This is a genomic window from Paracoccus saliphilus (assembly GCF_028553805.1).
GTDB classification, from domain to species: domain Bacteria; phylum Pseudomonadota; class Alphaproteobacteria; order Rhodobacterales; family Rhodobacteraceae; genus Paracoccus; species Paracoccus saliphilus.
The window spans coordinates 1,958,164-1,978,593 of the sequence record NZ_CP067140.1; the positions used below are offsets into that span (position 1 = coordinate 1,958,164).

The 20,430-nt window shown below is 61.6% G+C and carries 18 protein-coding genes and 2 tRNA genes; 11 read left to right on the top strand and 9 right to left on the bottom strand.

Annotated features, from left to right (window positions below; translation table 11 throughout):
- Window positions 1-225: 225 nt before the first annotated feature.
- The gene (locus tag JHX88_RS09350; protein WP_076524434.1) at window positions 226-2,235 is read left to right on the top strand and encodes a calcium-binding protein; all 2,010 of its coding nucleotides are present in this window, start codon (window positions 226-228) and stop codon (window positions 2,233-2,235) included.
- A 116-nt stretch (window positions 2,236-2,351) separates the two neighbouring features.
- On the opposite strand, the gene JHX88_RS09355 is transcribed toward JHX88_RS09350, so the two are convergent.
- The 3 genes from JHX88_RS09355 to JHX88_RS09365 are packed head-to-tail and all read right to left on the bottom strand — an operon-like array spanning window position 2,352 to window position 5,735.
- The gene (locus JHX88_RS09355; protein ID WP_076524432.1) at window positions 2,352-3,824 is read right to left on the bottom strand and encodes a carboxypeptidase M32; all 1,473 of its coding nucleotides are present in this window, start codon (window positions 3,822-3,824) and stop codon (window positions 2,352-2,354) included.
- Window positions 3,821-4,966, bottom strand: a complete 1,146-nt coding sequence (ctaA, locus tag JHX88_RS09360; RefSeq protein WP_076524429.1) for a heme A synthase — start codon at window positions 4,964-4,966, stop codon at window positions 3,821-3,823. The genes JHX88_RS09355 and ctaA overlap by 4 nt, the downstream gene beginning before the upstream one ends.
- A gap of 40 nt (window positions 4,967-5,006) precedes the next feature.
- Window positions 5,007-5,735, bottom strand: coding sequence for an RNA methyltransferase (locus tag JHX88_RS09365; RefSeq protein ID WP_076524569.1), 729 nt, complete (start codon window positions 5,733-5,735; stop codon window positions 5,007-5,009).
- Between the two features lie 233 nt (window positions 5,736-5,968).
- Between JHX88_RS09365 and JHX88_RS09370 the strand changes: the two genes are divergently transcribed.
- Window positions 5,969-6,571: a thiamine phosphate synthase gene (locus JHX88_RS09370; RefSeq protein ID WP_076524427.1), complete on the top strand. Its 603-nt coding sequence runs from the start codon at window positions 5,969-5,971 to the stop codon at window positions 6,569-6,571.
- A gap of 83 nt (window positions 6,572-6,654) precedes the next feature.
- Window positions 6,655-7,002: a GFA family protein gene (locus JHX88_RS09375; RefSeq protein ID WP_076524567.1), complete on the top strand. Its 348-nt coding sequence runs from the start codon at window positions 6,655-6,657 to the stop codon at window positions 7,000-7,002.
- Window positions 7,003-7,217: 215 nt separating this feature from the next.
- Here JHX88_RS09375 and purN read toward each other — a convergent pair whose 3' ends face one another.
- Both purN and purM read right to left on the bottom strand, forming a co-directional pair.
- Window positions 7,218-7,805: a phosphoribosylglycinamide formyltransferase gene (purN, locus tag JHX88_RS09380; protein ID WP_076524425.1), complete on the bottom strand. Its 588-nt coding sequence runs from the start codon at window positions 7,803-7,805 to the stop codon at window positions 7,218-7,220.
- Window positions 7,802-8,842, bottom strand: coding sequence for a phosphoribosylformylglycinamidine cyclo-ligase (gene purM / locus JHX88_RS09385; protein ID WP_076524565.1), 1,041 nt, complete (start codon window positions 8,840-8,842; stop codon window positions 7,802-7,804). Before purM ends, purN begins: the two co-directional genes overlap by 4 nt.
- A gap of 107 nt (window positions 8,843-8,949) precedes the next feature.
- Here purM and JHX88_RS09390 point away from each other — a divergent pair.
- From JHX88_RS09390 to JHX88_RS09410, 5 genes are all read left to right on the top strand, one after another.
- Window positions 8,950-9,026: transfer RNA gene (locus JHX88_RS09390), tRNA-Ile, on the top strand.
- Window positions 9,027-9,377: 351 nt separating this feature from the next.
- Entirely contained in the window at window positions 9,378-9,692 is a 315-nt protein-coding gene (locus JHX88_RS09395) for a hypothetical protein (RefSeq protein ID WP_076524423.1), read from the top strand.
- A gap of 447 nt (window positions 9,693-10,139) precedes the next feature.
- Window positions 10,140-12,074, top strand: coding sequence for a PrkA family serine protein kinase (locus JHX88_RS09400; RefSeq protein ID WP_076524421.1), 1,935 nt, complete (start codon window positions 10,140-10,142; stop codon window positions 12,072-12,074).
- A gap of 11 nt (window positions 12,075-12,085) precedes the next feature.
- Window positions 12,086-13,402, top strand: a complete 1,317-nt coding sequence (locus tag JHX88_RS09405; RefSeq protein WP_076524419.1) for a YeaH/YhbH family protein — start codon at window positions 12,086-12,088, stop codon at window positions 13,400-13,402.
- The gene (locus JHX88_RS09410) at window positions 13,395-14,900 is read left to right on the top strand and encodes a SpoVR family protein (protein ID WP_076524417.1); all 1,506 of its coding nucleotides are present in this window, start codon (window positions 13,395-13,397) and stop codon (window positions 14,898-14,900) included. Before JHX88_RS09405 ends, JHX88_RS09410 begins: the two co-directional genes overlap by 8 nt.
- A 70-nt stretch (window positions 14,901-14,970) precedes the next feature.
- On the opposite strand, the gene JHX88_RS09415 is transcribed toward JHX88_RS09410, so the two are convergent.
- From JHX88_RS09415 to JHX88_RS09425, 3 genes are all read right to left on the bottom strand, one after another.
- Window positions 14,971-15,046 (bottom strand) — tRNA-Ala (locus JHX88_RS09415).
- A gap of 196 nt (window positions 15,047-15,242) precedes the next feature.
- Window positions 15,243-15,635 carry a DoxX family protein gene (locus tag JHX88_RS09420; RefSeq protein WP_076524415.1) on the bottom strand — a complete coding sequence of 131 codons (393 nt, stop codon included), beginning with the start codon at window positions 15,633-15,635 and terminating at the stop codon, window positions 15,243-15,245.
- Window positions 15,636-15,703: 68 nt separating this feature from the next.
- The gene (locus JHX88_RS09425; RefSeq protein ID WP_076524413.1) at window positions 15,704-16,024 is read right to left on the bottom strand and encodes a TIGR02300 family protein; all 321 of its coding nucleotides are present in this window, start codon (window positions 16,022-16,024) and stop codon (window positions 15,704-15,706) included.
- Between the two features lie 86 nt (window positions 16,025-16,110).
- Between JHX88_RS09425 and JHX88_RS09430 the strand changes: the two genes are divergently transcribed.
- The 3 genes from JHX88_RS09430 to gndA are packed head-to-tail and all read left to right on the top strand — an operon-like array spanning window position 16,111 to window position 18,942.
- Entirely contained in the window at window positions 16,111-16,815 is a 705-nt protein-coding gene (locus JHX88_RS09430; RefSeq protein WP_076524411.1) for a M48 family metallopeptidase, read from the top strand.
- Window positions 16,816-16,846: 31 nt separating this feature from the next.
- Window positions 16,847-17,491 carry a GntR family transcriptional regulator gene (locus JHX88_RS09435; RefSeq protein WP_076524409.1) on the top strand — a complete coding sequence of 215 codons (645 nt, stop codon included), beginning with the start codon at window positions 16,847-16,849 and terminating at the stop codon, window positions 17,489-17,491.
- A gap of 56 nt (window positions 17,492-17,547) precedes the next feature.
- Window positions 17,548-18,942, top strand: coding sequence for an NADP-dependent phosphogluconate dehydrogenase (gene gndA / locus JHX88_RS09440; RefSeq protein ID WP_076524563.1), 1,395 nt, complete (start codon window positions 17,548-17,550; stop codon window positions 18,940-18,942).
- 191 nt (window positions 18,943-19,133) lie between these two features.
- On the opposite strand, the gene JHX88_RS09445 is transcribed toward gndA, so the two are convergent.
- Window positions 19,134-20,330, bottom strand: coding sequence for a multidrug effflux MFS transporter (locus JHX88_RS09445; RefSeq protein WP_076524407.1), 1,197 nt, complete (start codon window positions 20,328-20,330; stop codon window positions 19,134-19,136).
- Window positions 20,331-20,430: the final 100 nt, after the last annotated feature.

Below are 20,430 nucleotides of genomic sequence, written 5' to 3' on the forward strand. Positions count from 1 at the left end.
CGCATGGCATATGGCTTCCGTAAATGAGTGTTTTGTAAGAATGGGTAATGGCTCTGGTTCTTGCCAGGATTGGTTCGCCTCGGTGTTCATGAGGATTCCGTTCATGCCCGGTCGCATCGGGCTACGAGTTCTTAGAAGACCATTATTTCTTCTACAGTTTTAGTGACCTGCCCGTAGAGATGACATGAGCGATCATCCCGACGGGCGCCGATCAAGGCGGTGCAGATGGATTGTCCCGATCTCCAGTTTCATTCGCAGATGGCGAATTGGAATGTTGTTTCCTACGCCACCAATTACGAGTCCGTGGTCACGGAACCCGAAAAGGTCGTCACGCGTGACGGAACCGGGATTCCCGACGATATGCGTGGCGCGGTCTTCACCAATATCAACGGCAAGACGCGATATCTTCTGAATCCCGCGGATCGCGACCTCCTGTCCGAATTGCGCGAGGGCAAGCGTGTCGCGGTGCTGGTCGACCCCGAAACCGGCGAGGCCGAGCGTGACGAATCCGGCAAGCTGATCTTGCTGGATGCTCCCCGCAAGAAAAAGAAACCCATGGGCTTCGACCGGATGGTGGGCTGGCGCACGCCCGGTGGCGTCACGTTGCAGCATGGCGGCAGCGTTCCCCGGATGCTCGATGCGTTGCAGGGCAGCTTCCCCGAGGTGAACGTCATCCGGCTGGATTTCAACGCCGCGACCGTGACGAATGAAAAGCGGGCCGAGAACTGGGCACGTTTTGCCAATGAGGCCGCCGCCCGTGGCTATCGTCTCATCATCCAGAATTCCGATGGCGAGCTGGCAGGTGGCTTCGTCGAAGGCGGCACCTCCGGTAAGGAAGTCGTCCCGCGCGCGCAGCTGGGACCGGTCGATGCGCTGGATGACCCGGACGGTGACTGGAAGATAAACGATGTCCGCGATGACTGGGAAACCATGCTGCAATGGTTCCGCGAGCCCGAAAATGAGCGTATCCTCGGGGCGGTGGCTGGTTGGGAATTGATCAACGAGCCCATGGCCTATGGGAACAAGCCCGAGGAAGCCGCACTCTATAGCAGGCACATCGCCGATCTGATCGGTTCCTTAGATTGGGGCGACAAGCGCTTGTTCATTGGCGGGATGCGCGCCTCGGCGCAATTCGCCGATCTCGATCATCAGGCGATCCGGCAGGCTGCCGGCGATCGGCTTGTCTGGTCGGCGCATATGTATCCGGGTTGGGTCATGCCAGGCTTCCCGCAAAGCAGCGGCGAAACCTTCGAAAAGCAAATCTGCCACCGCATCGGAACGCTCGATCAGCCCGGTGACGATATCGTCGTCACCGAATCGCAACTCTACACCAAGGCCGGATCGCTGGACCCGGCAACACCCGGGAAGCGCGCCCGCACCAGCTTCAACATGGCCCGCAAACTGCCCTGGTTCGCGGATCAGGGGATCGGCTGGACATGGTGGCCGCCCACGGCGCGGAACAGCGATCTCTTGCAATGGCACGGCGCCCAAGATGGCTGGCAAGTCGAGATCGAATCCGCCGCCTTCGCGCATTGGGGCTGGATCCGCGATGAGACCGACCCGTCCAAAACTGACGAACATTGGGGCAGCGGCAACGCAGATGAAATCAGCGTCGATCCGCAAGCCGATGCCGTCACCGACAACCTGGTTGACGGCGTCAACAATCCACATGGGCTGATCTATGCGCTCGACGGCGATGATTCAGTGAGCGGGCATGACGGCATCGACATGCTCTATGGCGGTTCCGGGAATGATGTGCTGGATGGCGGGACAGGCGATGACTGGCTCTTCGGGGATCGCGGCGATGACAGGCTGGATGGCGGCGATGGCAATGATGTGCTTATCGACCCGGAAGGCCGCAACCATCTGGTCGGCGGCCCGGGTGACGACCACCTGGAAGGCAGTGGCACCCTGGAAGGCGGTCCCGGCGCGGATGTCCTGATCGCATCCTATGATGGCGAGGATCTGCTTGTCGGGGGCGACGGTTCCGACCGTTTCCTGCCCGACATGCGCGGACAGGTCACGATCCGGGATTTCACCCGGGGAGAGGACAAACTGGATCTGTCGATGATCTCCGGCACGAAACCCTGCAGGATAGGGCTCCGGATCATCGCAGATGGCGAAGGTACCGAACTGTCATGGGACGGAGCAAAGATCCTCTTGCCCGAAGCAGGAGGGTTGACGCGCGCCGACCTGACACAGGCCGGCGCATGCCGGCTACAGATCAGGAACTGAGCCCTCGTATCGCGCCGATGCGCCCCCCGGTAGATGGCAGCGCTGCCACTCCCCTTCACGATGAAGCATGGGAACGGCCCTGCCCTTATTTTTCATGAAAAATCCGGATCCAGCGGTTACAAGCCGTAGATCCGCCCGAATTTCTCTTCCAGGTAATCCAGCAGTGGCTCCGGGCCGATCGCAGCGCCGGTTGCCTCTTCGATCAAGCGGCGTGGCGGCATCAATCCACCATGACGCTGCAAGTTCTCGCGCAGCCATTCCACTCCCGGCGATGCGTCACCCCGTGCAAGAGACTCGTCAAGATCGGGCACTGCCTTGCGCAGCGCCGTATTCAGGCATCCCGCATAGACATTGCCCAATGCATAGGTTGGGAAATAGCCGAACAGGCCCACGGACCAATGCACATCCTGCAGAAGGCCGTTGGAGGGCCGGTCCACCGCAACCCCGAAATCCTTGAGGAAACGCGCATTCCATGCCTCGACCAGATCCTCGGTTTCAAGCCGCCCAGAGATCAGCTCGCGCTCCAGATCGAAGCGCAGCATGATGTGCAGGTTATATTGCACCTCGTCGGCCTCGGTGCGGATATAGCCCGGCGCGACCCGGTTCACCGTCGCATAGAAGGCATCCGCATCGCCGATGTTCAGCCCGTCAAAGGCATCCGACATACGGTTGAACAGCCACCCGGTAAAGGCGCGGCCCCTGCCCATCTGGTTCTCATAGATACGGCTCTGGCTTTCATGAACGCCCATCGACACGCCGCGCCCCAGAGGCGTGAAGGCGTAATCGTCGTCGATCCCCTGCTCATAGCTGGAATGGCCGACCTCGTGAATGGTCGAATAGAGACAGTTGAACGGATCGGTCTCGACCACCCGCGTGGTGATGCGGCTGTCCTGCCAGCGTCCGCTGCTGAACGGGTGCACGGCCAGGTCGAGACGCCCCCTCGTCCAATCATAGCCGAAACCGGCGGCGCAGACACGGGCCAGCCGAAGCTGGGTCTCCTGCGGGAAATGCCCGTCCAGCTGCTGCGGCTGACGCTCTGCCCCCAGCACATCCTCGCGCAAGGCGACAAGGCGTGGGCGCATGGCGTCGAACAGCGTGGCGATCTCTGCCCCCGTCGTCTCGGGCTCGTAGTCATCCAGAAGCGCATCGTAAAGATCGCCACCATCGGCCAGCGCCGCCGCCTCTTCGCGCTTCAGCGACAGCACCTTGTCCAGCACCGGCAGGTAATCCTCCGGCGCCTCGTTGGCGCGGGCCTCGGCCCAGATCCCCTGCGCCAGCGAGGTGGTCCTGGCAATCTCGCTGGCGAGGCGGGAGGGCACCCGGCAAGCGCGGGTGAAGTCGCGGTTGATCAGCTCGACGATGCGCGTCTCGGCCTCGGTCGAGGGTTCGGCCGCGGCCAGCCATTCGCCGATGCGCGGATCGGTGCGGCGCTCATGCAGCACCTCCTCCATCGCCGCCATTTCCTCGGAACGCTGTTCGGTTGCGCCGCGCGGCATCACCGTTTCCTGGTCCCAGCCCAACCGCTCGGCGACAGAGGATAGCGCCTCGGTCTGCCGCTGGAATGCGAGAAGATCGTCCATGGCACTCATTTTCTGGTCTCCCTGACCGAGGTTTCATATGGATAACGGGCGTGGTGGCGGGCGCGGATGATCAGCGTGAACAAGGCCACCGCCGCAAGCTGATGGGTGAGCGCAAGCGGCAAGGGCGAGGCATGAAGCACATTCATGATCCCCAGCCCCACCTGCATGGCGACCATGACGATCATGACCGTGAAAGCCCCCCGCGTCACCGGATGCGGAGACCGGCGGGCACGCAGCCAGACCACCACCGCGAATATCGCCAACAGATAGCCTGCCATGCGATGGATGAACTGCACCAGTGCCGGGTTCTCGAAAAGGTTCCGCCAGCCAAGCGCCGGGTCCCAGATTGCCTCGGGAATCCACTCGCCTCCCATGGTCGGCCAGCCGGTATATTGCCGCCCCGCATCGATCCCTGCGACCAGCGCGCCCAGAAGGATCTGCAGGAAGGCCAGATGCATCAGCCCGGTGGACTTGGAAAACAGCTTGGCCTCGCCCGCCCTTCGCGAGCGCAGCAGATCCGCCTCGGTCCGTGACAGCAGCGTGACATACCACGCGATCAGGCCAAGGATCAGGAAGGCCAGCCCCAGATGGATCGCCAGCCGGTAAGAGGCCACGCGGGTCATCCCCTCGACCAGGCCCGAGCTGACCATCCACCAGCCGATCGCGCCCTGCAACCCGCCAAGCGCGCCAAGCGTCAGCAGCCGGGGCGTCCAGCCCACCGGGATGCGCCGGGTCGCAAGGAATGCCACGAATCCCGCGGCCCAGATCAGCCCGACCAGCCGCCCCAGCAACCTGTGCGACCATTCCCACCAATAGATCTTCTTGAAGCCCGCCAGATCCATGTCCGGATTGACCTCGGTAAATTGCGGGATTTGCTTGTAAGCCTCGAATTCCGCTTGCCAATCCGCTTCCGATCCCGGTGGCAGCGCCCCCGTCACCGGCGCCCATTCGGTGATCGACAGGCCCGATCCGGTCAACCGCGTCGCTCCCCCAAGGGCGATCATCGCGGCCACCAGGACGAAAAGGACCACCAGCCATAGCCGGATGGCCTTGCGCGCACCCCTTGGGGCGGCATCAATCAGGCCGGTCCGGGCCATGGGGCGGCTGGCGGTGTCATCCGAGACTTCCTCGAAAACAGGGCGCTTGGCCATCGCTTGCTCCTCTCAGGGTCGGGCGGACAGTAGGTCGGGCCTAGCGGCGGGTCAATTGCCGCAGCATCCCGTGCAGGATGCGGACATCGCCCCGGGTCAGCACCAGCCGCGACCACATGTTGCGCAGGTTCAGCCGCATATTGGCGGCCTTCGATTCGGGAAAGAAGAAACCCGCCTCGGTCAGCTTTTCCTCGTAACGATCGCCGAGCCGCTCGATCTCGACGCGGTCCGCCAGTTGTTCGCCCACCGGGCGGCGGCCATGCGGTGCGGGCTCGGGCGGCAGCTCGACGCGGCCCCATTCGTAACCCATCAACAGCACCGCCTGCGCCAGGTTGAGCGAAGGGAAATCGGGATTCACCGGCACCGTCACAATGGCATTGGCGCGGGCGACATCGTCATTTTCCAGCCCCGCCCGCTCGGGACCGAAGATGATCGCCACGCGACCCTGATGACTGCGCGCCACCTCCATCGCGGATTGCGGGCTATGGACGGGCTTGGACAGTTCCCGCCCCCGCGCGGTGGTGGCGAAGGCGAATTTCACGCCCTCCATCGCCTCGGCCAATGTCGGATAGATCCGCGCATGGTCCAGCACCCGGCCCGCCGCGCCCGAGGCCATCGCCACCGCCTTCGGATTGGGCCATCCGTCGCGCGGCGCGACCAGCCGCATCTCGGTCAGGCCGAAATTCAGCATGGCACGGGCGGCGGCGCCGATATTCTCGCCCATCTGCGGGCGCACGAGGATGATGACAGGTTGGCGGTCATTTTGCATGCCTGCGCAATAGTCCGTCTGGCGGCGGCGGGCAAGCTGCGCTATCTGCGGCAATGCGAAGCGGTCCGGATCTGATAGGTCGAAATTTCACGAGACGGTCCGCGTCCCGCGATGGCCGGGGGCTCTGCCCCCGGACCCCCGGGATATTTACATGAAGAAGAAGCAGGGAGCGAGGAGATGGCAATGCCGTTAATCGCTTGCAGTCACCCGGTTGGAATGTGAAAGAATAAGTCATGATCGAGGCACCGCAGCTTTATTTGACAACCCCCGCCGGCGCGCAAGCTTCGGCGCTTGGCCCCCTGTTGACCGAGGTGATGGACCGTTTTCCCGTCGCCTGCCTGCGAATTCGCGGCGGCACGGACGAGGACGAGCTGGGCCGGCTCGCCGATCTGGCGCGCGAGATTGCCCATGCCCGCGACGTGGCAGTGGTCATCGACGACCATCTGCAATTGGCGCAGCGGCACGGGCTGGACGGGGTGCACCTGACCGATGGCGCGCGCAGCGTACGCTATGCCCGCAAGGAACTGGGCCCGGACGCCATTGTCGGCGTGTATTCCGGTTCCTCCCGCCATGACGGCATGGCCGCTGGCGAGGCCGGGGCGGATTATGTCAGCTTTGGTCCAGTCGGCGAAACCGCATTGGGTCGCGGTGACCGTGCTCCGTTCGATTTGTTCCAATGGTGGTCCGAGGTGATCGAGATCCCGGTCGTGGCCGAAGGCGCCCTCTCGCGCGAGTTGATCCAGGAAATCTCGGCCGTCTGCGATTTCGTCGCCATCGGCCCCGAGATCTGGAGCGAGGACGATCCGGTCGCGGCGCTTTCCGCAATGTGGGGCTGATCGCGGCCTGGCGCGGCACCCTCCGCGCATTCCCTTGCGACCAGCCACAGCATTGCTACACTGATTCGGAATTGGAGGAGAAAATGGCCTATCACGGATCCTGTCATTGCGGAGCGGTCGAATTCTCGGTCGAGGGCGACCTGCCCTCGGAAGTCATGGAGTGCAATTGCTCGCATTGTCGCCGCAAGGGATTTCTTCTGACATTTGTCCCGGCCGAGAAATTCACACTTGTCAGCGGTGCCGGGAAACTGTCGAGCTATCGCTTCAACGCCCATGTGATCGAGCATCGCTTCTGCGCGGATTGCGGCACGCAGCCCTTTGCCGAGGGCGAACAGGACGGCCAGCCAGTACGGGCGATCAACATTCGCTGTGTCGCCGAAGCCGATCTCGACCAGATCAAGCGCATGGCCGTGGACGGGGCGTCTTTCTAGCGATCCGGAACCGGGATATCCGCTGAACCGCCCGCGGATCGGCGTGAACTGCGACAATCTGTCGTGAATTCCGCCGCAACGCACGCTGCCTGTGTACAGATTGTGCACCCCCGGTGTACGGCTTGTGCAGGCCAAAACCCCGCATTTGCCGGGTCAAACGCATTTGGATGTTGCGAATCGCCAGCCGTGCAACGCGCGCAGACGTTGCATCCGTCTCACAGCATCAGCGGGGTCCTGTCACCAGCGGCAAAGCGGCGCAGCACAGCCGGGTACAGGCGATGTTCTTGCTTTAGCACCCGGTCGGCCAGTGCCTGAGGCGTATCTTCCGGCCGCACCGGCACCCGCACCTGCCCGAGGATCGGCCCGGAATCCAGTTCCGGCGTCACCTCGTGAACGGTCGCCCCGGCCTCGGCATCGCCCGCCGCGATGGCGCGGGCATGGGTATCAAGTCCCTGATATTTGGGCAAAAGAGATGGATGGATATTCAGCATCCGTCCCGAGAACCGGGTCACGAATTCCGGCGTCAGGATCCGCATGAAACCCGCCAGGCAGATGATGTCGGGTCTTGCGGCCAGCAACGGCTCCAACAGCGCGGCCTCGAACCCTGCCCGATCCTTTGGGAAGTCGCGGTGGTTCACGGCGGCGGTGGCGATCCCTTTCGCCGCGGCCTTTTGCAACCCGGCCGCATCCGGATCATTCGAGGCCACCAGGACAGGCCGCGCCGGATGATCCCCGGTCATGTCCTCGATCAGCCGCAGCATGTTGGAACCGCCGCCCGAAATCAGGATCGCTACTCGTTTCACGCAAGCGTCCCGCTATAAGTAACACCTTCACCAGAAACGATTTTCCCAATGGGGTGCACGCGTTCTCCTGCTTCTGTCAGCAGATCGGCCAACGCCTCTGCCCGGTCCTCGGCCACGGCGAGGATCAGCCCGATTCCGCTGTTGAAGGTTTTCAGCATCTCGTCCTGACCGATGCCACCGGCCTCGGCCAACCATTTGAAAACAGGCGGCAAGGGCCATGAATCCAGATCGATTTCAGCGCCCATCCCTTTTGGCAGAACCCGCGGCAGGTTCTCGGTCACGCCGCCGCCGGTGACATGCGCCAGGGCATGTACCCCGCCGGCCCTGATCGCCGCCAGTGCCGGGCGCACATAAAGCCGGGTCGGCACCAGCAGCGCCTGCCCAAGGGTTCCATCGGCGAAAGGCGCGGCATCCTCCCAGTTCAGCCCGGCCCGTTCCGCCACCTTGCGCACCAGCGAATAGCCGTTGGAATGCACGCCATCCGAGCCCAGCCCCAGCAATACATCGCCCTCAGTCACATTCGCGGGCAAGGCCGTGCCACGCTGCATCGCACCTACAGAGAAACCGGCCAGGTCGAAATCGCCGTCGTGATACATGCCGGGCATCTCGGCCGTTTCACCGCCGATCAGTGCACAGCCCGCCTCTTTGCAGCCTCGCGCGATACCTTCGACAACCCGGGCACCCTCATCCACCGAGAGCTTCCCCGTTGCGAAATAGTCAAGAAAAAACAGAGGCTCGGCACCTTGACACACAAGATCATTGACGCACATCGCCACCAGGTCCTGGCCGATACCGTCCAGATGGCCGGTATCGATGGCAATCCTCAGCTTGGTTCCGACCCCATCGGTCGCGGCAACCAGCACCGGATCGTCATATCCCGCCGCCTTCGGATCGAACAGCGCCCCGAAACCACCAAGCGCATCCATGACGCCTGATCGTGAGGTCGCGGCCGCGGCAGGTTTTATCCGTTCCACCAGCGCATTTCCCGCGTCGATATCGACGCCCGCGTCACGATAGCTGATCCCGTTCTTTGTCATGGCGACCCCCGGCTCTATGTCGCGCCCCCGATAGCCCAACCCGGACATGGGAGCAACGAGAATGCTTGACCAACTCCCAAGCTGCGACTAGTCAGATGCCGCTGCAGGGGCCTGTAGCTCAATTGGTTAGAGCAGGGCGCTCATAACGCCTTGGTTGGGGGTTCGAGTCCCTCCGGGCCTACCAGCAAATGTTATTTCCATACAATATCAATATTTTACAAAATCCTTTCCCTAGGCGGAACACCAGTGGGCACCTTATACTGCTTCGCCGTTCAATTTCAGCAATCCATCAAGAAGCAACTGCTCCATGGCGTAGGCACTTCTATCCTCCGAGCAAATCAGCCAACTTCTTCGACGCTTGGATAGTCGCATCGGTCAGTATTCATCTAACAGGTATGTTGCTTTGGAGTCGGCCTCATTCTGACAATTCAATCCATCCAAGATTGTCTTTTGAGTTATGTCAGGATAGATAAGCGAAATTTCGCGTAGTGAGTAAATCCATCTATCCTGACATACCTATGGAGTTGCTCGTCACATGCATGGTCCACCGCTCTTCGCTGTCGATTTCAAGTTCGCAATTACGCGTCTCGAACTCGAGCGGGATAAAAAACGCATGCAGAGATTGTGGACCAATATCATTGTCTTGGCTTTCATCGCGCTACTATTCTGGTTCAGCGTAGCCAACATGTCCTACGACCACAGCATCATGATCCTGATGAATTTGGCAACATTCGGTTTCCTCATGGATCGAATAAACAGGCTGCACATCAAGTATATAGGAGATCAGCTCAATCTGCTGATCTGTATCGAACGAAAAGGCTGTGAAGCCTTGGAAATCCAGCAAGCGTAATTTCCGATTCCGTACGGATCGTGCTCCCGAAAACACTCGAATTGGTAAAACCGCGCTGAACGGACTTGAAATAGCCCGCATGAGGCGGGCTCGATGAAACGACTGAATCGGGAGTTATTGCGAAAACCTGCCCATCTCGCCTTGGAACGGCATGCTCCCTATGTTTAGTCATGAAAACCGCCAAAGTGGATATCTGGTCTTGGTGAAACTCATATCCGCTGCGGCAAGAGCCTGTCTCTCGCTTCGCTGGTCAACTTCAACACGCCATATTCGATGCATGAGCCGATTTCCGATGGTTGATCGTCCCTTTCATCAGTGATCGGGCGGCACAGGATCGTGACGCAGAAGTATTAAAATATGAGTGGAATCTCGGTCTTTGCGTTACCATTTCTATTATGAGGCCTGAATTGCCGCTGATTCTGTCCCTTAACGAATGGTGTGAAGAAAATGGAGGTTTTCAACCGTTTCTCAGAAGCTTACGACCGACTGAAGGTCGAGGAAATGTCCCTGCAGGACTATCTGCTTGGATGTCGCGAAGATCCGAGTCTGCGCGCCACAGCAGCCGAACGGATGATTTCGGCCATCGGGAAACCCGAACTTGTCGATACCAGCCAGGAACAGCGTTTGGGGCGTGTTTTCCTGAACCGCACCATCAAGCGCTACCCGGCATTTTCCGAAATGCACGGCGTCGAGGATACGATCGAACGGATCGTCGGCTTCTTCCAGCATGCCAGCCAGGGCCTGGAAGAGCGAAAGCAGATCCTCTACCTGCTTGGCCCGGTCGGCGGCGGCAAATCCACCATGGCCGAAATCCTCAAGCGCCAGATGGAACAAGAGCCGATCTATGTTCTCAAGGCCGGAGATCAGCTTAGCCCGCTATTCGAATCTCCGCTCGGGCTGTTTGATCCTGAACGCTTCGGCGATCTGCTGGAAGACAAGTACAACATCCCCAAGCCCTTGTTGAATTATCCCCTCTCCCCCTGGGGCGTGAAGCGCCTCGAGGAACTGGACGGGGATATCTCGAAATTCACCGTCGCCAAGCTGCGCCCCTCGATGCTGCGGCAGATATGCGTCGCCAAGACGGAACCCGGAGACGAGAACAACCAGGACGTTTCGGCGCTGACCGGCAAGCTGGATATCCGCCAACTCGAACATCTGAGCCAGAACGACCCGGACGCCTATGATTATTCCGGCGGGCTGAACCGGACGACGCAGGGGCTCTTGGAGTTTGTCGAGATGTTCAAGGCGCCGATCAAGGTGCTGCATCCGCTACTGACCGCGACGCAGGACGGCAGCTACATGGGGACCGAGAATATCGGGGCATTCCCCTATCACGGCATCGTGCTGGCCCATTCCAACGAAGCCGAGTGGCAGCAATTCAAGTCGAACCGCAATAACGAGGCCTTCCTGGACCGCATCACCGTGGTAAAGGTGCCCTATTGCCTGCGCGCCACCGAAGAGGCGCAGATCTATGACAAGCTGATCGCCAGCAGCAGCCTCAAGGACGCTTCATGCGCACCCGAAACCCTGCCGATCATGGCGCGGTTCAGCGTTTTGACCCGCCTGCGCGAACACGAGAACTCGACGCTCTATTCCAAGCTTCGGGTCTATGATGGCGAGAATCTCAAGGACACCGATCCCAAGGCCAAGTCCATCCAGGAATACCGTGACAAGGCCGGTGTGGATGAGGGCATGACCGGAATCTCGACCCGTTTCGCCTTCAAGGTGCTGTCAGAGACGTTCAATCACGACAATACCGAGATCGCGGCGGATCCGGTTCATTTGATGTATGTGCTTGAACAGACCATCCTGCGCGAGCAGTTCCCGGAGGAAACCCAGGGCCGCTATCTCGAATTCATCAAGACAGAGCTGACTTCACGCTATGCCGAGTTCATCGGCGAGGAGATCCAGAAGGCCTATCTCGAATCCTATTCGGATTACGGTCAGAACCTGTTCGACCGCTATATCGCCTATGCCGATGCCTGGATCGAGGATCAGGACTACAAGGATCCCGATACCGGCCAGATGTATGATCGCGAAGTGCTGGAGCAGGAGCTTGAGAAGATCGAGAAACCGGCGGGCATCGCCAATCCCAAGGATTTCCGCAACGAGGTAGTCAAGTTCGTGCTGCGCGCCCGGGCCGAGAACGAGGGCAAGAATCCCGACTGGCACAAATATGCCAAGCTTCGCCGGGTGATCGAGAAGCGCATGTTCTCGAATGTCGAGGACCTGCTGCCGGTCATCAGCTTCGGGGCCAAGCGTGACCGGGAGACCGATGCCAAGCACGCGGAATTCGTCGAGCGCATGACCGATCGCGGCTATACCCAAAGCCAGGTCCGGCGGCTGGTCGAATGGTACATGCGGGTCCGGAAAGCCGGATAGGCGGCGCGGGCATGGCACAGTTCATAGACAGGCGGCTCAACCCCAAGGACCGCAGCCTCGCCAACAGGCGGCGCTTTATCCGGCGTGTCCGCGGGGCGGTCAAGAAGGCGGTCGATGCCTCGGTGCAGAAGCGCGGCATCGCCGATGTCGATCGCGGCGAAAATGTCACCGTCCCCGGCAGCGACATCCAGGAGCCGAGCTTTCACATCGCACGCGAAGGCGGATTTCGCGAACATGTGCTGCCTGGCAACAGGGCCTACCGGAAGGGCGACCGCATCGACAAGCCACCGGGCGGTGCGGGCGCGGGCCGCGACGGCGCGCCCGAAGGCGATGGCGAGGACAATTTCCTGTTCGTCCTGTCGCGCGACGAGTTCCTCGATCTCTTCTTCGAGGATCTGGAACTCCCGGACCTGATCAAGCGCAACATGAAAAGAAGCGAGGCAACGAAGCCACGGCGCTCGGGGCTGTCAGTCAGCGGGGCGCCCGCCAATCTCAGTGTCCAGCGAACCATGCGCAACTCCATCGGCCGCCGGATAGCCCTGAGACGCCCGAAGAATGAACATGTGGACGAGTTGCGGGAAGAGATGCGCGACCTGGAAATGCGGCTCGATCCCGATGACAAGACGGGCTGGGCAAGGCTGGAACGGCTGCGGGCGCGGATCGACGCACTTGTGCACCGGCAGAAACGCATCCCCTTCCTCGACCCGCTGGATGTCCGCTATCGCTTTTACGAGAAACAGCCGGAACCAACGGCGAACGCGGTCATGTTCTGCCTGATGGATGTATCCGCCTCGATGGGCGAGCGCGAGAAGGATCTCGCCAAGCGGTTCTTCACGCTTCTGCACCTGTTCCTGAAACGCCGCTACGACAAGGTCGATCTGGTCTTCATCCGCCACACGCATCAGGCGCATGAGGTCGACGAAGAGACCTTTTTTCATTCCCGCGAAAGCGGTGGCACCGTGGTCAGTACCGCCCTGACCGAGATGAAGCGGATCATCCGGGAGCGGTATGCGCCGTCAGACTGGAACATCTATGCCGCGCAGGCATCGGATGGCGAGAACTATTCCGGCGACTCGGCCAAATGCATCGAGATCCTGAATAGCGGCTTGATGAAGCTTTGCCAGTATTTCGCCTATGTCGAGATCATCGGCAAGGACGAGGCGCTGATCCTGACCAATAACGACAACGGCACCGAACTCTGGCGCTCCTATCTGGAGGTCGCGGCGAGCTGGCCGAACTTCGCGCTGAAACGGGTCGCCAAACGATCGGATATTTACCCGGTGTTCCGGGAACTCTTCTCGACCGCGACGGAGACATCGGATGGCTGAGGCGGCAAAAAGCGGTGACCTGCTGTTCGACGGCAGCGATTGGGATTTCGACACGCTATGGCGAACCTATGACGTGATCGAGGGCATCGCGCGGGATGACCTCGGCCTCGACCTCTATCCCAACCAGATCGAGATCATCTCTTCCGAGCAGATGCTTGACGCCTATTCCTCGGTCGGCATGCCGCTGATGTATCACCACTGGTCCTTCGGCAAGCAGTTCATCTTTCACGAGCGCCAGTATCGCAAGGGCATGCGGGGGCTCGCCTACGAGATCGTCATCAATTCCAGCCCCTGCGTCAGCTATTGCATGGAGGACAACACCATGCCCCTGCAAGCGCTGGTGATCGCCCATGCGGCCTGCGGGCATAACCATTTCTTCAAGAACAACCACCTGTTCCGGCAATGGACCGATGCCGAGGGCATCCTCGATTACCTCGACTATGCCCGCGACTTTATCCAGAACTGCGAGGAACGGCATGGGCCAGCCGAAGTCGAGCAATTGCTCGATGCCGCCCATGCGCTCATGCCTGCGAGCGTGTTTCGCCACCGGCGCCCTCCCACACCGTCGATGCGTGCCGAGAAAGAGCGTGAACGCAAGCGCAGCGAGGAAGCGGAGCGCGCCGTCTATTACCTCTGGTCAACGCTGGATCGGGGCGACAAGTCGAAGAACAAGACGGAGGAGGTGGAAGAATACAAGTCGAAGATGCACCTGCCCGAAGAGAACATCCTGTATTTCATCGAATGCTACAGTCCGGCGCTGAAGCCGTGGGAACGGGAAATCCTGCGCATCGTCCGCAATATAGGCCAGTATTTCTATCCTCAGCAGCAGACCAAGATCATGAACGAGGGCTGCGCCTGTTTCGTTCACTACCATATCCTCAACAAGCTGCATGAGACGGGCCGCATCACCGATGGCGCGATGCTGGAGATCCTGCACAATCATACGAATGTATTAACCCAACCGGTCTTTGACGATCCGCGCTATGGCGGCCTCAACCCATATGCGATCGGCTTCGCGATGATGCGCGACATTCAGAGGATCTGCCTGGAACCGACCGAGGAGGATCACCGCTGGTTTCCCGACATTGCCGGCTCCCGCGACTGGAGGAATGTGCTCAAGCAGGCGTGGGAGGGTTACCGCGACGAAAGCTTCGTCCAGCAATTCCTTAGCCCCAAGGTCATCCGCGATTTCCGCATGTTCGCGCTGACCGACGATGCCAGGAACAACTGGTACACGGTTTCAGGCATTCACGACGAGTCCGGCTATCAGACCGTCCGGGACACCTTGGAACGGATCGGCGATCTGTCCCTGTCACAACCGATCATACAGGTCGTCGATGTCGATCTTCTCGGGGACCGGGTGCTGCATCTCCAACATCGCAAGGTCGCAGACATGCCGCTTGATGACGATGATGCCAAGGCCACCTTGGAGCATTGCAAGCGCCTGTGGGGCTATGAGGTGAAGCTGACCGAGACCTCGGTGTCTTCCTCCGAATAGAATCAGCAGGCGGATACTCCACCTGACGCCCAAGCGGGCATTTCCTTCGAAACCGTTTCATCGATGAATTTGGTGGAGCCAAGGGGAGTCGAACCCCTGACCTCTTGAATGCCATTCAAGCGCTCTACCAACTGAGCTATGGCCCCACCGGAGGTCTCGCAACATGTCTCGATCATCTTGCGTGGGGCGTCGTATAGGGGGCTGCAGGCCGGGGTGCAAGCGGAAAATTCGCGGTCACCGGATGATTTTTCCGGTCTGAGAAGGAAGCTGTCCGAACTCGTGCGCCATATGAAAAACGGGGCCGAATGGCCCCGCTCAACAACTCGTTCCGGATAGATGATTTCAGGTCCGGCCGGCCTTGGCGTCAAGGCTGATCGGGCCGGGTCCGGCAAAGAACAGGTAGAGGAAGATGAAGCAGTAAAGTATCGCTGCATCACCGCCATTCAGCGCCGGGAACAGGTTCTGTGGCGCATGAACCATCCAATAGGCGAAGGCCATCAGCCCCGACAGCAGGAACGCCACCGGGCGGGTGAACAGGCCCAGGATCAGCAGCGCCCCGCCGACCAGTTCCATGATCCCGGCGATCCAGGGCAAGGACATCACCCCCGGGTTCATGTCGCTGGCAGGGAAGCCGAGGATCTTCTGCGTGCCATGCGCCATGAAGATCAGTGCCGAGACGATACGCAGCAGGCTGAGCATATAGGGCGAATAGCGCGAAAGGAATTTGAGAGACATCGTCGCGTTCTCCTTGCATTCGATGAAAGCGCCCCGGAGCCCAAGCGATACCGGTCTCCGGGTCGGGGTTATTCTTCGTCCTTGTCGTCGGCGACGTCGGCGATGTCGTCCAGGGACACATCTCCGTCATCGTCGTCGTCTTCGAGCAGGTCATCATCCAGTTCCCCGCTCTCGCTATCCAGTTCCTCGCTGTCGTCGACCAGATCGGTTTTCTGCTCACGCGAAGATGTCTTTTCGCTGACAAGCGACTTGGTGCGCCCTTCGCTCAGGCTTTCCACAGTCATTTCGCTGCCGCAGGCCGGGCAGGTCATCGGATCGTTGGTCAGGTCATAGAACCGGGTCGCACAATGCGGGCACAGACGTTTCGTGCCCCATTCCTCTTTGGGCATGGTATTCTCCTTCCGCCGCGATTAGGGAATTTCGCGATCCCCTGCCACAAGGTCCGGGGGGTGTCAAAGGCTTTCTTCCTGACCGCATGAATGAGGCAAAAGCGGTGACCGAGACCATCACGACCTCCAGCGGTTTCCGGATCGCGCTGCGCCGCTCGGCGCGGGCGCGGCGGATGACACTGCGTGTGCCCCGGACGGGCGGGGATCCGGTGCTGACCCTGCCGCCCCGCATCAGCCTGAGCGAGGGCCGCGCCTTTGCCGAGGCACAGGCCGAATGGCTGCGCCGGGCGACGTCGCGTCAGATCGTGGCGCAAAAGGTCGACGTCGGAACGCTGCTTCCCGTCGAGGGGCGCCCGCTGCAGGTCACCCCCTTCCCGATCCGCAATGCCCGCATCGAGGGCGCGGCCCTGCTGATCCCCGAGAGGCGGCCCGCAGCACCCGTCATACAGGCATTTCTGAAGCATCTGGCGCTGCAGCGCCTTCGTGCCGCCTGTGACGCTTTCGCCACGGTCCTGGGGCGCGAATACCGTACCATTGCGCTGCGCGACACCAGATCGCGTTGGGGAAGCTGTTCATCGGACGGGCGCCTGATGTTCTCCTGGCGGCTGGCGATGGCACCGCCCGAGGTGCTGGACTACGTCGCCGCCCACGAGGTCGCGCATCTGGCCCATATGGATCATTCGCCGCGCTTCTGGGCGCAGGTCGAAACATTGATGCCCGGTCACAAGCCATATCGTGACTGGTTGCGCCAGAATGGCAATCAGTTGCTGGCATGGCGATTCCGCGATTGACGGCGCTGACGCTTGTGATCACATAACCGCCATGAATTCTTCCCGCCCCGTCGATCCCGCCGCGCATGAGCGGCTTTACCGCAGCCTGCGCAGCCGCATCATGCTGGGAGAGCTGCCGCCGGGCCATGCCATGACCCTGCGCGGGCTGGCCCAGGAATATCACATGTCGATGACCCCCGCGCGCGAGGCGGTGCGGCGGCTGGTGGCCGAAGGGGCGCTGACGCTCTCCGGCTCGGGCCGGATCTCGACGCCGGAACTGTCGGATGAGCGTATCGAGGAACTGGCCGCAATGCGCGCCCTGCTCGAGCCGGAACTGGCCGCCCGCGCCCTGCCCCGTGCCCATTTCGCGCTGATCGACCGGCTGGCCATGATGAATGCGCAGATCGGGGACGCGGTCGAGCGTCACGACGCAATCGGCTATATCCGCTGTAACCTGGATTTTCACCGGATGCTTTACCTGCGGGCGCAGGCGCCTCTGATGCTGGCCATGCTGGAAACGATCTGGCTGCAACTCGGTCCGACGATGCGGCAGCTTTATGGCCGCGTCCGCCGCAACGAGCCGCCTCGCCATCACCGGATGATCCTGGCCGCGTTGCGCGCCGGGGATGAACCCGCCCTGCGCCTTGCCATCCGCGCCGATGTGACCCATGGATTGCGGCACCTGACGGCGGGGTAAGCAAGCGGGCAAGACCGCCGGGGAAAACAGACATCACGATGAAAGGCGAAAACATCATGGCAGAGGCGGCTATCGGGCTGATCGGGCTTGGAACCATGGGATCGGCGCTGGCGCTGAATATCGCGGAAAAGGGATTTCCCATCGCGGTCCATAACCGCACCGCGCAGGTGACGCGCGATTTCCACGCCGGGGCGGGTGAACTCGCCCCACGCGTGATCCCGACGGAAAGCCTCAAGGAACTGGTTGCCGCGATCAAACCGCCCCGCGCGATCATCCTGATGGTGCCTGCGGGCAAACCGGTGGATCAGCAGATCGAGGCGCTCGCGCCGTTGCTCGACCCGCAGGACCTGGTGATCGATGCCGGCAACGCGAATTTCCACGACACCAATCGCCGTGCCGAGGCCGGCCTGCCGATGCGCTTTCTGGGCATGGGCGTGTCGGGTGGCGAGGATGGCGCGCGGCACGGCCCCTCGATCATGGGCGGCGGCGCGCAGCAGGACTGGGACCGCATCGCCCCGATCCTGACCGCCATCGCCGCCAAGGCCGAGGACGGCACCCCCTGCGCCACCCGGATGGGCGAAGCCGGAGCCGGGCATTTCGTCAAGGCCGTCCATAACGGCATCGAATATGCCGACATGCAGATGATCGCCGAGATCTATGGCCTGATGCGCGACGGCTTGGGCCTGCCCGCCGACCGCATCGCCGGGATCTTCGAGGGTTGGAACGATGGCCCTCTGCAATCCTACCTGGTCGAGATCTCGGGCAAGGTTGCGCATGCCTCGGACCCGCATTCCGGCGAACCGATGCTCGATATGATCCTCGACCGTGCCGGGCAAAAGGGCACCGGGCGCTGGACTGCCATCGAGGCGCAGCACCTGGCCGCCCCCATCCCGGTGATCGAGGCGGCGGTAATGGCGCGCAACGTCTCGGCCCAGCTGGAAGAGCGCAAGGCGGCCGAGGATCGTTTCGGCCCCGCCCCGCAGCCCTGCGACCTTGACGAGGATCTGCTGGAACGCGCCCTGATCGCGGGCAAGATCCTGTGCTATGCGCAGGGCTTCGCCATGATCTCGGCGGCCTCCGGGACATTCGGCTGGTCCCTGCCCCTGCCCGATATCGCCCGCGTCTGGCGCGCAGGCTGCATCATTCGCTCGACCATGCTGAACGACATGGCCGAGGCGCTGACCGAGAACCCCGGCCGCAACCTGATCATGGCACCCGGCTTTGCCTCGCGCATCGAAGAGGCCCTGCCCGCCCTGCGCCGGGTCGTGGCCGAGGGACTGGCCAAGGGGCACCCCCTGCCTGCGCTGGCGCAGGGCCTGACCTGGTTCGACATGATGCGCACCGCTCGCGGCACCGCGAACATGATCCAGGCGCAGCGTGATTTCTTTGGCGCGCATGGCTTCGAACGCGTTGATGGGCGCGACGATCCGCATGGACCCTGGGGGGCATAGCAGAGAGGCGCGATCCGGGATGACCGGCTTGCGTCCCGCGATGGCCGGGGGTTTCACACCCCCGGCCCCCCGTGGGATATTTTCATGAAGAAGAATTTCATGAAGAAGAAATTGTAGGGGCCCTGAGCAGGTGACGGCAGCTTTGGGCCCGGCCGCGATTTGTGCCGCGGCCGGGCTGTCGTCGTTTGGGCTCAGACCATGCGTCGAAGGCGTAACCGGGGCAGCGAGGCTGCCGCGGCACACCATGCCAGCAAGGCGCAAAGCGCGATCCCGGCAACCATCGTCGCGGAAGTGTTATCCATGAACGGTCCGGTAAGCGCGATCATCAAGCCGCCGGTCAGCATCTGGATCGTGCCGCCAAGCGACGAGGCCAGCCCGGCGATATCGGGATGCGGATCCAGCGCCATGACCATCGTGGTCGGGATGACCAGCCCAAGGCAGGCATTCGCCACCAGCAGCCCTGCCACCACCAGCGGCAGCGCATCCGCACCCGACCAGACCAGCGCCGTCACCAGCAGAGTCAGCCCGGTGAACCCGGTGATCGCCAGCGAGATGACCCGCTCCATCCCGAATTGCTCCGCCAGTCGTCCCGCGAATTGCGAGGCGCTGAAGAAGCCGATGGCATTGATCGCGAAGGCGATGGAGAATCCAGTCGGGCTCAGCCCGTATTGATGCTTGTAGACGAAGCTCGCCGTGGACAGGAAGACGAAGAAGCTGGCCATGCCGAAACCGCCGATCATGGTCAGCCCCATGAAACGCTTGTCGGTCAGAAGCCGCCGTGCCCCTGCCATCATCTGCCCCAAACGGACCGGCTGACGATGCAGCGGATCCGAGGTCTCGGGCAAGACAACGAGGATCAGGAACAGGCTCAGCAGCGCCGCCGCCCCGAGCACTCCGAAGATCTCGCGCCAGCCGCCCCAGGCCATGACCAGCGAACCGGTCAGCGGCGCCAGCATGGGCGAGATCGAGATGACGATCATGATCGCCGCCATCATCTTGGCCGCGGCCGGGCCGGTGGCGACGTCGCGGATCACCGCGCGCGGCACCACCATCAGCGTCGCCGCTCCGAAGCCCTGTACCGCCCGTGCAAGGATCAGCCAGCCAATCGTCGGCGCCAGCGCCGCCGCGACGGTCGCGACCAGGAAGATCACCACGCCCAGGGCCATTGGCTTCTTGCGCCCGATCGCGTCGGCCATCGGGCCATAAATCATCTGCGCGAGCCCGAAGGCGATGAAGTAAGAGGTCAGCGTCAAAGCCGCGCCAGCCTCGGTCGTATTCAGATCGGCGGCCACCTGCGGCATTGCGGGTAAATACATGTCGATCGCGAAGGGACCGACGGCGGATAATAGCCCCAAGACAAGGGCCATGCGGAACATTGGGTCACGCATCGTAATAAACCTATGATGTAGATATGAAAGGACGGCGCACAGAATCGCGCCATGGATTTCGCCGCCGCCGTTAATCGTATTTGCCACCGGTTCACGAATT

Coding starts and splice junctions, on each gene's coding strand:
- JHX88_RS09405 (WP_076524419.1), top strand. CDS start 12,086: ATGGCACAGTTCATAGACAGGCGGCTCAACCCCAAGGACCGCAGCCTC.
- JHX88_RS09365 (WP_076524569.1), bottom strand. CDS start 5,735: ATGCAAAATGACCGCCAACCTGTCATCATCCTCGTGCGCCCGCAGATG.
- JHX88_RS09435 (WP_076524409.1), top strand. CDS start 16,847: ATGAATTCTTCCCGCCCCGTCGATCCCGCCGCGCATGAGCGGCTTTAC.
- purM (WP_076524565.1), bottom strand. CDS start 8,842: ATGACAAAGAACGGGATCAGCTATCGTGACGCGGGCGTCGATATCGAC.
- JHX88_RS09350 (WP_076524434.1), top strand. CDS start 226: ATGGATTGTCCCGATCTCCAGTTTCATTCGCAGATGGCGAATTGGAAT.
- JHX88_RS09420 (WP_076524415.1), bottom strand. CDS start 15,635: ATGTCTCTCAAATTCCTTTCGCGCTATTCGCCCTATATGCTCAGCCTG.
- gndA (WP_076524563.1), top strand. CDS start 17,548: ATGGCAGAGGCGGCTATCGGGCTGATCGGGCTTGGAACCATGGGATCG.
- ctaA (WP_076524429.1), bottom strand. CDS start 4,966: ATGGCCAAGCGCCCTGTTTTCGAGGAAGTCTCGGATGACACCGCCAGC.
- JHX88_RS09430 (WP_076524411.1), top strand. CDS start 16,111: ATGAATGAGGCAAAAGCGGTGACCGAGACCATCACGACCTCCAGCGGT.
- JHX88_RS09410 (WP_076524417.1), top strand. CDS start 13,395: ATGGCTGAGGCGGCAAAAAGCGGTGACCTGCTGTTCGACGGCAGCGAT.
- JHX88_RS09400 (WP_076524421.1), top strand. CDS start 10,140: ATGGAGGTTTTCAACCGTTTCTCAGAAGCTTACGACCGACTGAAGGTC.
- JHX88_RS09425 (WP_076524413.1), bottom strand. CDS start 16,024: ATGCCCAAAGAGGAATGGGGCACGAAACGTCTGTGCCCGCATTGTGCG.
- JHX88_RS09395 (WP_076524423.1), top strand. CDS start 9,378: ATGCATGGTCCACCGCTCTTCGCTGTCGATTTCAAGTTCGCAATTACG.
- JHX88_RS09370 (WP_076524427.1), top strand. CDS start 5,969: ATGATCGAGGCACCGCAGCTTTATTTGACAACCCCCGCCGGCGCGCAA.
- JHX88_RS09445 (WP_076524407.1), bottom strand. CDS start 20,330: ATGCGTGACCCAATGTTCCGCATGGCCCTTGTCTTGGGGCTATTATCC.
- JHX88_RS09355 (WP_076524432.1), bottom strand. CDS start 3,824: ATGAGTGCCATGGACGATCTTCTCGCATTCCAGCGGCAGACCGAGGCG.
- JHX88_RS09375 (WP_076524567.1), top strand. CDS start 6,655: ATGGCCTATCACGGATCCTGTCATTGCGGAGCGGTCGAATTCTCGGTC.